Origin of the sequence: uncultured Maricaulis sp. (assembly GCF_963975345.1) — a bacterium.
In the GTDB taxonomy this organism is placed as follows: domain Bacteria; phylum Pseudomonadota; class Alphaproteobacteria; order Caulobacterales; family Maricaulaceae; genus Maricaulis.
The window spans coordinates 17,992-29,453 of record NZ_CAXBGE010000012.1 but is presented as its reverse complement, the minus strand read 5'-3'; the positions used below and the strand labels follow the sequence as shown (position 1 = coordinate 29,453).

General features: G+C 62.4%; 12 protein-coding genes. 7 read left to right on the top strand and 5 right to left on the bottom strand.

Annotated features, from left to right (window positions below):
* The first annotated feature begins 157 nt into the window (after window positions 1-157).
* Together AAC029_RS13000 and AAC029_RS12995 are read left to right on the top strand one after the other, a co-directional pair.
* Complete coding sequence (locus tag AAC029_RS13000; protein ID WP_339748465.1) at window positions 158-499, top strand: helix-turn-helix domain-containing protein; 342 nt, start codon at window positions 158-160, stop codon at window positions 497-499.
* Window positions 499-1,230 carry a DUF6456 domain-containing protein gene (locus AAC029_RS12995; protein WP_339748463.1) on the top strand — a complete coding sequence of 244 codons (732 nt, stop codon included), beginning with the start codon at window positions 499-501 and terminating at the stop codon, window positions 1,228-1,230. Before AAC029_RS13000 ends, AAC029_RS12995 begins: the two co-directional genes overlap by 1 nt.
* Here the strand turns inward: AAC029_RS12995 and AAC029_RS12990 are convergent.
* From AAC029_RS12990 to AAC029_RS12980, 3 genes are all read right to left on the bottom strand, one after another.
* Window positions 1,227-1,646, bottom strand: a complete 420-nt coding sequence (locus AAC029_RS12990; RefSeq protein ID WP_339748461.1) for a SufE family protein — start codon at window positions 1,644-1,646, stop codon at window positions 1,227-1,229. The genes AAC029_RS12995 and AAC029_RS12990 overlap by 4 nt on opposite strands.
* 68 nt (window positions 1,647-1,714) lie before the next feature.
* Complete coding sequence (locus AAC029_RS12985) at window positions 1,715-1,984, bottom strand: hypothetical protein (RefSeq protein WP_339748459.1); 270 nt, start codon at window positions 1,982-1,984, stop codon at window positions 1,715-1,717.
* Window positions 1,985-2,177: 193 nt separating this feature from the next.
* The gene (locus tag AAC029_RS12980; protein WP_339748457.1) at window positions 2,178-3,203 is read right to left on the bottom strand and encodes a hypothetical protein; all 1,026 of its coding nucleotides are present in this window, start codon (window positions 3,201-3,203) and stop codon (window positions 2,178-2,180) included.
* A gap of 196 nt (window positions 3,204-3,399) precedes the next feature.
* On the opposite strand from AAC029_RS12980, the gene AAC029_RS12975 reads away from it, so the two are divergent.
* Window positions 3,400-5,130 carry a HAMP domain-containing sensor histidine kinase gene (locus AAC029_RS12975; protein WP_339748455.1) on the top strand — a complete coding sequence of 577 codons (1,731 nt, stop codon included), beginning with the start codon at window positions 3,400-3,402 and terminating at the stop codon, window positions 5,128-5,130.
* A gap of 11 nt (window positions 5,131-5,141) precedes the next feature.
* On the opposite strand, the gene AAC029_RS12970 is transcribed toward AAC029_RS12975, so the two are convergent.
* Both AAC029_RS12970 and AAC029_RS12965 read right to left on the bottom strand, forming a co-directional pair.
* A complete protein-coding gene (locus AAC029_RS12970) occupies window positions 5,142-6,044 on the bottom strand; it encodes a hypothetical protein (protein WP_339748453.1) in 903 nt (300 codons plus the stop codon).
* A gap of 46 nt (window positions 6,045-6,090) precedes the next feature.
* Window positions 6,091-7,776, bottom strand: a complete 1,686-nt coding sequence (locus tag AAC029_RS12965) for a hypothetical protein (protein WP_339748451.1) — start codon at window positions 7,774-7,776, stop codon at window positions 6,091-6,093.
* 52 nt (window positions 7,777-7,828) lie between these two features.
* Between AAC029_RS12965 and AAC029_RS12960 the strand changes: the two genes are divergently transcribed.
* Genes AAC029_RS12960 through AAC029_RS12945 form a run of 4 tightly spaced genes read left to right on the top strand, consistent with a single transcriptional unit; the run spans window position 7,829 to window position 11,449 of the window.
* The gene (locus tag AAC029_RS12960) at window positions 7,829-8,170 is read left to right on the top strand and encodes a DUF1491 family protein (RefSeq protein ID WP_339748449.1); all 342 of its coding nucleotides are present in this window, start codon (window positions 7,829-7,831) and stop codon (window positions 8,168-8,170) included.
* Window positions 8,171-8,224: 54 nt separating this feature from the next.
* Window positions 8,225-8,638, top strand: coding sequence for a hypothetical protein (locus AAC029_RS12955; RefSeq protein WP_339748447.1), 414 nt, complete (start codon window positions 8,225-8,227; stop codon window positions 8,636-8,638).
* A gap of 40 nt (window positions 8,639-8,678) precedes the next feature.
* Window positions 8,679-10,286 (top strand): peptide chain release factor 3, encoded by a 1,608-nt coding sequence (locus tag AAC029_RS12950; protein WP_339748445.1) that lies wholly within the window; start codon window positions 8,679-8,681, stop codon window positions 10,284-10,286.
* Window positions 10,286-11,449: a mechanosensitive ion channel family protein gene (locus AAC029_RS12945; protein ID WP_339748735.1), complete on the top strand. Its 1,164-nt coding sequence runs from the start codon at window positions 10,286-10,288 to the stop codon at window positions 11,447-11,449. Before AAC029_RS12950 ends, AAC029_RS12945 begins: the two co-directional genes overlap by 1 nt.
* Window positions 11,450-11,462 lie beyond the last annotated feature (13 nt).

Sequence of the window (11,462 nt, the reverse complement as noted above, 5' to 3'; positions counted from 1 at the left end):
GTATTGAGAGTTCTGGCCGCGTGACACGTAGGGGTTGCGCGGCCTTTCTTTACCTATCAAATAGGAATATTATCCCCGCCTGGGTGTAGCCCTCCTAAAATGGGTCTGCCGGGACCGCCGCAAGGGCATTCCGGTCTGCCAAGTCCGGGAGTGCAAAATGACACAATCATTATTCCTGGCGCGCGACGATGTTGCCCGCGCCCGATTGGCCCAAAGTGCCGTCGCCTACGCCTTTGGTGTATCGCAGGACGACCTGGAGGCCCCAACCCGCCGCTCGCGCGAGGCGGCCTTCGCTCGCCAGGTGGCAATGTATCTCGCCCATATCGCCTTCGAGCTGTCCTTGACGCGGGTCGCCCAAGCCTTCGGGCGTGATCGCTCGACGGCGGCCCATGCCTGTCACCGCATCGAGGATCAGCGTGATGATCGCGGCTTTGATGCCTCGATGGACGCGCTGGAGGCCTGCCTGCGCGCCGCACCGCAGCCTGGGGATCCCGCCTGATGCCCGCGCCCCTGCCACGCTGGCTGCGCCATCTGTCACGCGCGGGCGCCGTGCTCAAGCCGTGCAGTGATGGCAGCGGCCGGTTCGCGGTCTATCCCGCCGGTGATCGCCGGCGCCGGCCCTTGGCCCGGCTCGACACGGCCCAATTGCGCGAGGCGCTGGCCCGGGGTCTGCTTAGCGAAACCGACGACGGCATCGAGCTTGGTGCCGACGGGCAGGCGGCATTGCAACGCGAGGCGGGCGGTCAGAGTGGAGAGGGCGCCGACTTCGCCGCCCAGCACCGCGAGATGGTCGACACGCAGATTCTCTCCAGAGGCGGGCAAATGCACCGCGTCAAAACCAATCGGCGTGAAGGCACGCTCGGGCCCTGGGCCGCGCAGCTCGATCCGCTTGAACGCGCGGCCGGCGAGCGATTTTGTGTCGATCACGCGCAATCAAGCCTGCACCAGCATACGACGCGCAACTGGTCCCTGACGGCGAGTGGCCGGGCGCAGGGCTGGCGCGGCGGACCGGAGGCGGCGACGCTGGCGGCCATTGCGGCCAAGGACCGGGTGATGAACGCGCTGGCCGCGGTTGGGGCGGGGATGGATCAGCTTTTGATGGCGGTGTGTATTCGCGGTGAGGGTATCGGCGCTGTCGAACGCCGCTTTGGCTGGGCCCAGCGCTCCGGCAAGACGGTGCTGAAACTGGCGCTGCAGCAATTGGCCCGGCACTATGGAATGCGGATTTAGACGCCTGCCGCGCCGCGGATCCGACCGATCATCGAGGTCAGCCCGTTGGAGCGCTGTGGTGAAAGATGCTCTGACAGGCCAATCCGGCCAAGCACATCACGCGCATCGACCGAGAGAATATCCTCGCGGCTACGGTCGGAATAGAGCCGCAACAACAGGGCAGCGAGGCCGCGCACGATGTGGGCATCACTATCGGCGTGAAAAATCAGGCGGTCATCCTCGCCCGGTTCGACCACCAGCCAGACCTGGCTGACGCAGCCCTGGACACGGGTCGCCTCGTTGCGGTCGGCCTCGGGCAAAGGCGGCAAGGCCTTGCCCATATCGATCAGATAGCGATAGCGCTGTTCCCAATCGTCCAGCAGGTCGAACTCTTCGACCAGATCTTCGATTTCAGCTTGAATGGGGGTCTGGGTCATCACAGGCACGAGTTAAGGCGCGCTGCGGAATCGATCAAGGTGTAGATGCGGTCGTCTGACCGTCAGGCTCAGGAGTTCTCGGCTTGGTGTTGCTCGATGGCCGAGCCGATCTTCACCATCGCGAATTCAGCAATCAGCCCACCGAAATGCACTGCTTCGGCTCCGGTTTCACACAGAGCTGTACGCTCGACGCACCAGTCATCGACGGCCAGGTTGGCGTCAATCTGCCGCGCATTATTGGTATCGAAGTGCATATTCAGGGCGTCGCCCGCAAAATCTTGCGGGACGAAGACCGACACAATCGCCAGCCAGAACGCAGCTCGTAAAAAGAACATCATCAACACACCTCACACCTGACTTCCGTCGGGGCGTACCGACATCAGTTGCAGGATTGAGGCTAGGTCAGGTTTTCAGCTATTGCACGCGATTCCGGACATTAGCGGAAACGGCGTGCAAAACTGGAGCAGGGTTTTTGTTTAAAATTTGAACTTGTCCCTGATCGATACACTTTTCATTAAGGTTTGAAGCCCGCTAACCGCCATCGCCCGAATCCGTTCCTGTTGCTGCCGTGACGCCAAGGCAACGGCTGACATCGAGCAGAGCATGTTCAGCGATACAGAAGCTGTCCTCATATTTGAAATGACCGGCCGCGACGCATTGCTGCAGATCGAGACGGGCCCAGGTCAGGCAACGCTCCACGACGGGATCGGAGAGCAGGGCGTCAATCAGCTCGGTCGATTGGCTCGGATCATTGGAGATGGCCTGCAGGGCGGCGACCGAAAGAATGCGCCCGATGCGGTCGCGGTCGGGATCGATCGCGGCTTGGCCAATCGTGAGGGATAATTGCGGCGTGGTGTAAGCACCGATGCGTGCGATCTCGGGGTGATCATAAAGTGCTGAGGCGGGCACGACGCCCTGCAGCCGGGAATCGAGTGAGAGCAGGAAGTCGTCGCTCAGGGGCACGCTCGGGCCGGAACCGGCATGTTGTAGCGCCGAGAGCCGGTCGGTGCGATCCCCGGACCGCGCCAGGGCCCAGCGGGTCGATTGCAGATCATAGGCGGCGGCGCGGTAGCGATCGCTGACTTCACGGATTTCAGCGCTGTCGCGCTCGAGCGCATCGACCACTGAAGCCTCGGCGGTGTCGGCGTGGGTAAAACTGATCGCATAGGTCGGGTCGTAGAGCAGGCCGGACATTGCCGCCTGCGCCCCGTAATAATCGGCCAGTTCACGGACATCGTCGAGATATTCGGGATGCTGGGCGGCAATCAGTGACGTATAGGCGATCCAGGCCCTCACCAGCCGGTCGTGGACATAGAAGGCCGTCAAGCGGTCCATCGCGGAATCAAGGTCTTCGCCGGACCCGATCGGAGCCGAGCGCAGGTCGGCGACTACACCATGATAGGCGGCGTAGTCGCCGGCGGTGCTGCGGAGCGGGTCAGCAGGCGCTACATCAATGGCCTCGAGCTGCAAGACCGGGGGCTGGTCTGCCGCCACATCCTGATCGTCACTGCCGAGCGTCGTCGTTAATGCCAGCGCAGCAAGAATGGATATCAACATCGGGTTTTGCCTCCGTAACCCTGTGAACGGGTAGTGTGCCCCGGACGTGACCCGTCTCCAAGCGGAGAAATACATCGATTGGCGGCAGACTTTCCAAGCCGAAAGCGTAAATGACAAAAGTTTAAGATTCAGTATTTGTTAACATCCGAGGCAAAGATTGCGAGATGAGGTTTGCGCTGAGTCGCAACGGGAAAATATGCAAACGCCAAAACGAGATATTGCTGCTTGGATCGCCCATCGGGCCAGCCCTGTCGCCAATCTGATCTGGATTGGCACGGTCGCTGCCGCCGTCCCTGTGCTGTGGCCCATCCTGGACGGTCCACTCTGGCTCAAAAGCGCGGGCCTGCTGGCCGTCGCCTTTCCGGCGATTGCCGGTCTGGTGCTCAAGCCGAGGCTCGATCGCGCGTTCGAACGCTTCGTGTTGGCGATGCTGTGGACTTCGCTCGCAGCGGCAGTTGCGGTTTCTGGTGGCGGTGTGACCGGTATGGGCGTGCTGGCCTTCCTGCTCGCGCCGGCGATGGCTGCGGCCAACGGTGATCGCGAGGCCATCGTGAAGGCTGGTGCGATGTCCGGGCTTGCCGCTCTGACCATTGCGGGCCTGCAGCTCACCGATTTTATCCAGCCACAGCCAGCGGCGGTGGATTATCATCTTCCCTTCGTGCTCGGTACAGTGCTCGTGATCGCCTACGGATTTGCCTGCGCCGCGATCCGTTCGATCCGCGCCAATGATCTGGCGAGCCGCGAGGCCGAACATGGCCGTGTCCGCAGCCGTGCTTTCGATGCGGCCCCGGCGGCGCTGCTGGCGTGCGATGGCGAGGGCAATATTCTGGCCGTCTCGCAAGGCGTTCGCGAGCTCTCGCCCGGCCTGCCGCGTGACCTGGGTAATCTGCCATTGGCCGATCTGGGCTTTGAAGACGAGGATCGCGCCGAGCTGTTGCATGCCGCCAAACGTGCCGCCGCCCGGCCGCTGAGCGAATTATTGAGCGTGCGTGGTGAGCGCGGCATTGCCGAACGGGTCCGTCTGGATGCGCGTCCGATCACGGGCGGCTCAGTGTCAGTGATCGCCCGGGATCGCACCGTCGAGACCGAGGACGCGCTGCGTGAGGCCGAAGAAGCGCGCGCTGGCGCACTCGAGGAAGCGCGGGCCAAATCGCAATTCCTCGCTTCGGTCAGTCATGAATTGCGCACCCCGCTCAATGCGATCATCGGTTTTTCCGATGTCATGAAGGCGCGCCTGTTTGGTCCGATGCCGGCGCGTTATGCCGAATATGCCGATCTGATCCATGAGAGCGGCCAGCATTTGATGGAATTGATCGGCGACGTGCTCGACATGTCGAAGATCGAGGCCGACAGCTATGATCTGTCGCGCGAGAGTTTTGATATTTCCGAAGTGGTCGGGCTCAGCGTCAAGATGATGCGGCTGCAGGCCGAGGAAGCCGGCCTGAGCCTGACGGTCGAACCAGGTGACCAACCGATCCTGGTCAATGCGGACCGCAAGGCCTTGCGCCAGATCATGCTCAACCTGCTCTCGAATGCCGTCAAATTCACGCCAGAGGGCGGCGCCGTCGTTGTGATGGTGCGGGTCTCCGGTCCGGATCTGGTCCTCGCCGTCGGCGATAGCGGTATCGGCATCGATCCGCAGGAAGCCGCACGGTTGGGCCAACCCTATCGCCAGGCTGCCAGCGCGCGCGAAGTTGATAATCGCGGCACCGGGCTCGGTCTGTCGCTGGTGAGGGCCTTGGCGGGGCTGCATGGGGGCACAATGTCGATTGCCAGTGCCAAGGGCGTCGGCACCACGATCACCGTGACGTTGCCCGTGCTGGAACAGGCCCGGGGCCAGGTCGACACGCTGCGACGGCTCGATGTGCACCAGCAAATCGAACGCGCTCAGGAAGCCTCCCAGTCGCTGGCTGCCGGCGCGGCCTGAGGCGCGACGCCTCAGCTCTCCGGCAGATCAATCTCGGAATCGTCCGGGATTGCCGCGCGCAGGAATGCGATCGCCGCGGCAAAATCACCAATCTCGAAATATTCGGAAGCAATGCGCTCGCCATTGCGGTCCATCAAATCGATATGCGCCGTTTCGCGCGGGTCGAGCGCAGCCAGCTGCTGCACGACAGAAACCGGAAAACGGAACACATGGCCTTGTGCCACGCCGGCGAGGGCGTCTGCCGCTGGTCCGTTCATCTGATCGCTGGCCCAGACAAGCTTGCGCGCATAGTCAGGTGGCGTCCAGCGGGCCCATGATGCGTTGGCGGGACCGGCAAACATGCCGCCCATGGTCGGATCGTACAGCCTTGGTGCGCGCGCGATGTCACGCATCACCAGGATTGCGGAGATATAGTTGCCGCCGCGCGGCAGGGCGACGGTGAAGCGGAGTTCGCCATCGACCGAGCTGATCCCGGTGCGGATACGGCCCGTATCTTCGAGCAGAGCCCAGACTGGCTCGTCGGTGATGATCTGTCGGTCGGCGGTCCAGGAGTAGGTCTCGCCCGGAAAGGCCATGTTGGGAACGCGCAAATAGCCTTCAAAGGCGGTCAGGACGCGGGCGCGCATTGCCAGTGTCTCTTCGGCATCGCAGGCGCGGGCGCCGGCATCATTGGCAAACTCATCGCCATAGGCTTGCAGTTGGGCCGGGCTGATACCGCTGCGCAGTAGCGCCCCGCGCGCTTGCAGTCTTGCGGCTTCGAGGGCGGCGCGCTGGCGGTCGGTGAACAGGGCGCAATGCTGGTCCATCGCCAGCGCTGCCGTGCGTTCACCGAAGATCAGATCGGCATTCTGGGCTTGGGCATTTCCGGCAAGGGCAAACAGGCCCATGGCCATGGCCTGGATGGCACGACGCATCTCAATTCCCCGATCTTCAGAGGATATGAGGCTAGCACGGCAAGTTTTACGACGCGTGAACGCGACGGCGGCGCCAGATGCCACGGATCAACATGATGAAAGCGATGCCGAACAGCATGAAGGCGGCATCGCGGGTGTGGTCGAGGGCGAATTCCTGACCGCGCTCGCGCAGGCTGGGGGCAGAGACGCTGTAGTCCAGTGCCGTGACGCCGCGAACACTCCAGACCGCCGCGCGGCCTTCCAGCGCACGCCAGAGGTCAGAGCGGGCCAAGCTGCGGCTGGCCAATTCGAACGAGGCCATGTTCGGCGAGGTCAGGGCGCCAATCCAGCGGCCTGGCTGGTCGGGGTCGCGGAATAGCGAGGCAACGCCGATACCGGCACCGTCTTCTGCACTCGGAGCAGCGGGCTGGTTGCCGTCCTCGGCATAGGCAGCGGCGGCCAGACGCATCAGTCCGCGTTGGCCGCGATTGCGTTCGGCGGCGCGCATGGCGGCGCTAAATTCGGCCGGCGCATTGCGGTTGAGCGCAGCAATACTGGTGCTGCCCGGTCCGATGATAAGCAGATTATGATTGGCCGGGGCCTGATCATGGGCTTCGCCATACCAAGCATAAAGCCAGGCATCGCCGCTGACGAGCGCGCCGCGCGCGAGCACGGAGAGGGCGCCATAGCGGTCGGCCTGGGTGCGGGTGGTGAATTGTACGGCAGTGCGCGAGCCCTGGTCGGCGCTAAAGGGGAGGCCGGAAGCGGCAAAGGTTCGCAAATCGGCATTGCCGCTGAGCAGGCGCGCATCGCGGACCTGGGCCCGGCCCAGACGCTGGGCGGTAATCGCGTCGGCGGCGACGAAGCTGTGGCCATAACCTTCAAACGAGCGCGCGGCGAACAGGCGGGCGGCGGCGGCGGTCTCATCGATATTGCGGCCGGTGATGATCAAGCGTGGGATATCGCCAGTGACATAGGCGATTTCCGGCCCTTGGCTGCGATCTCCGGAACGCAATATGGCGCGGTCGCTGGCGCTGAGGCGGTCATTATCGGCCATCCGGATCACCAGATCGGCATTGGCTTCATCGCCACCGAACAGCGGTACGCTGCCGGCTCTCAGGGCGACGCCCTGCGCCACCAGGCTTTCCAGCGTTGCCCGCTCGCGGCTGATATCGGTGATCAGGGCGATGCGGCGCGGCGCAGCAAAATCGGCGGCGAGCGCGAGTTCCAGCTCGTCGAGCGTGGCGATCGGGCTGTCCTGCTCCAGCGTCAGGCGCAATTGCGACCGGCGGGCATCGACGATCCAGCCTGTCGTGGCGCTATCGGCACTATAGGAGACTTCCAACACATTTTCGCCGGGATGGATATCGGCGGAGAAAAGAGCAAAGCGGGCTTCCAGCGAACGCGGCTGCGGCCGGATGATGATGGCCTCGCCGCCATTGATCGAGACCTGGATGCGACCGCTGGAGCTACCGCTGGCGGGCCGGGCGGCCAGTTTGAGCCAGGCTTCCGGGCTGTAGGTGTTGGGCGGAAGGTAAAAACGGATGCGGGTTCGAGCCTGGCTGGGCGAGAGGACGAAGGCGTCCATCCCGGTTTCGAGATCGGCGAGCGTGCGCTCCTCGATCCGGCTGGCTTCTGCAGCATTCTGGTCCACAATGGCGTCAGACGGATCGCCCTGATTCCCCTGACCCCACACCTGACCCGTCGCCGACGCACAAAGTGCCATCGCAACTAACGCAACTCTTACTAACATGGAACGCTCCCTCACCCGGTTAACAGGTTATTAAGCAATTCAGCGGCCAGCAATGAAAATGATTCAATTGAAGACGAAATTGTGGGTCGATGCCTTGTTGCGCAGGGCTGAAATAGGCTTGGCGTCCGCCTATGTGATTCGCCATGGAGACGAAGATGCGGGCGCCGTACTGCTTAAGGTCGCAAACCTGACGGGGCAGGCGGCTCTATTTGTCCCGGCACGGGACGAAAATGGGGACCGGATCTGGACCCGCTTTCGCGATGATTGGGTCGCCGAGGCGGAGGTCGATACCTATTGCCGACGCCGCGCCGATGGCGATCCTGACATCTGGGTTGTCGAGATCGAAGACCGGAAAGGGCGCAACTTTTTAACTGAACCGGTGGCGGATTCTTAACGACCCTCGTCCAGGATGGGGTATTGGGTTTATGGAGACTTGCGGGGACCTTCGATGTTGTTCTTGTTCAACGAAGCCGTTTTCGACCTGGGAGACATTGTCTCTGTCCTCAAGGACGGCACGATTCCGCTGCCTGCTGCCCAATTCGAGACCCTGACCACCGGCCATCTGACCTTGCTGCTGCGCGAAGCCCTGTATGTTGATCCCATGATGGCGACCAACAAGCCCGACCGGACCAAACACCTCGCCGCCCTGATCGCCTACCGCGCGCCGGGTGCCAACGCCCTGCTTGGGGTGCGTCCCGACGGGGCTGACGGCCCGGACGATGTCGGGTTGAGATTCGCCAATGTGCCGCTGCTCATTCTGACCTATCTATGGAAACACCAGAATGCGGGAGTTCTGGAACCGGGCACGATCAATGAGGAAGTCTGGAACCGGGTGACGGAAAACTTGCACAGCGCCTACTGATCGCGCTAATTCGGGGCTTGCATCCTCAGCGGGCCAGTTCATGACTTCTCCGACGACTGATGCGCCGGAATGGGCGCGTCGCCGCAGCTTCGCCATTATCTCACATCCCGATGCCGGCAAGACCACGCTGACCGAGACCATGCTGTTGGCCGCTGGCGCGATCCGCATGGCCGGGCAGGTGCGGGCGCGCGGTGAGAACCGTCGCACACGTTCGGACTGGATGAAGATCGAACAGGAGCGCGGTATTTCCGTCTCCGCTTCGGTGATGACGTTTGAACATCGCGGCCTGTTGTTCAATCTGCTCGATACGCCTGGCCACGAAGATTTCTCCGAGGATACCTATCGCACGCTAACCGCTGCCGACAGCGCCATCATGGTGCTCGATGCTGCCAAGGGTGTTGAGCCGCGCACGCTGAAACTGGTCGAGGTATGCCGCCTGCGCGACATTCCGATCGTCACCCTGATCAACAAGATGGACCGCGAAGCGCTCGATCCGATCGATCTGCTGCAGGACATCCAGGACAAGCTGGCGCTCGATGCGGTGCCAATGCAATGGCCCGTCGGTTCGGGCCAGCGTTTCAAGGGCGTGGTCGATCTGAGCACGGATGAATTGGTGCTGTATCAGCGCCCCGGCGTCGAGCATGACCGCGAAGCGGCGTCCGAACGTCTGGCGCTGGATGGTCCCGAGATCCGGGAACTCCTGTCCGAGGCGGAAATCGAGGAGGCCCGAGATGGCGCTGAAGTGGCGCGCGAACTTTGCCCGGCCTTCAATCCGCAGAGTTTTCTGGAAGGGCATATGACACCGGTTTTCTTCGGCTCGGCGCTGCGCGGCTTCGGCGTGCGCGAATTGCTCGACGGGCTGGCCGACAAGATCCCCGGACCCGCTCCGATGAAGGTGCAGATCAATGGCGAGCAGACCTTCGTCCAGCCCGGCGACAAGGAAGTTGCCGGCTTTGTGTTCAAGGTGCAGGCGAATATGGACGCCAATCACCGCGACCGCGTCGCCTTCGTACGCCTGTGTTCGGGCAAGTTCCGCCGCGGCATGAAGTTGAAGACGGAAGCCGGCAAACAGCTGACCGTCTCCTCGCCGATCCTGTTCTTCGCCCAGGACCGCGAGATCGCCGATGAAGCCTTCGCCGGCGATGTGATGGGCGTTCCCAATCACGGCACATTGCGCGTCGGCGACAGCCTGTCCGAGAGTGGCCGGATGCGGTTTTCCGGCATCCCGAATTTCGCGCCGGAAATCCTGCGCCGGGCCCGTTTGGCCGATCCGCTCAAGGCGAAACATCTCAAGAAAGCGCTCGAGAGCTTGGCTGAGGAGGGCGTCACCCAACTGTTCCGCCCTGTACTCGGCGGCGATTTTATCGTCGGCGCGGTCGGGTCGCTGCAGATCGACGTGATGCGTGAACGTGTCGCGGCGGAATATGGGCTCGAGGTCGCTTTCGAGGCGGCTCCCTATGAGACCGCGCGCTGGCTGGGCGGCACTGAAGAAGCACTGGAAGCCTTCGCTGACCGGCACAAATCCGCCATGGCGGTCGATATCGACGGCAATCCGGTCTTTTTGGCGAAGAGCAATTGGGAAGTCTCTTACTCGGAGGAGAAGTTTCCCGAGCTGAAATTCCATCGCGTCAGGGAGCGGGCTTCGTGATGATCATCCAGGCCGATAACGGATTTCTCGCCCAGTCCGGCGAATTATGGGCGCAGGCTGTCACGGTCTGGCAGACCTCCTTCCTTGGCGTCAGCGTTGGGCATGGTGTGAGCGCCACGATCATCATCCTGCTCGGGATTACACTGCGCTCTGTGCTCGCGAGGACACTCCTTGCCGTGCTCAAGCGCATGGCGCTCAAGACGAAAAACGGCATCGATGATGCCGTTATTGAAGCGCTCGCCGGGCCGATGAAGCTTTTGCCAATCATCGTCTCGCTTTTCTTTGCAATTCAAATCCTTGAGGCCGGAACCGGCGGCACCGCCCTGTCCGAGGCCGACCGGATCATCCCCTCTCTGGTCGCGATCGGGATTTTCTGGACTCTGCATAATGCCGTCGATCCCGTCATTCATTTGATGCGAGCGCTGGAAAATGCGTTGACCCCGGTGATGCTCGACTGGCTGTCGAAGGCGATGCGGATCCTGTTCATCATCATCGGCGCAGCGGCTGTGCTGCAGATCTGGGATATCCCGGTTGGTGGCATTATTGCCGGACTTGGCCTGTTCGGCGTCGCGGTCGGATTGGGGGCGCAGGACCTGTTCAAAAATCTGATCGCCGGCCTCCTGATCCTGGCGGAGAAGCGCTTTCTGCCCGGCGACTGGATCAAGGTCGATGGTGTCGTCGAAGGGACGGTCGAGGAGATCAATTTCCGCTCAACCGTGGTGCGCCGCTTCGACAAGGGGCCGGTCTATGTGCCCAATTCAAAATTGTCCGACCAAGCGGTGACGAATTTTTCCCGCATGTCCCATCGCCGCACCTATTGGATTATCGGCGTGCGCTACGACACCACGGTCGAGCAGCTCAAGACCATACGCGACCGCGTGCTGGATTATGTCACCACCCATCCCGATTATGCCCAGGCGCCCGAGGTCTCGACCTTCATGCGCGTCGACAGCTTCGGCCCGTCCTCGATTGATTTCATGCTGTATTGCTTCACCAAGACCACCAATTGGGGCGAATGGCTGGCGCTGAAGGAAGATCTCGCCTTCACGATCAAGCAGATCGTTGAGGAGGCCGGAAGCGGCTTCGCCTTCCCGTCCAGCTCAATCTATCTCGAGCAGGGCGCCGAGCTGTTTTCGCCGCCGACAGCCACTGATCAGAGCTGACGGCGGACCCCGC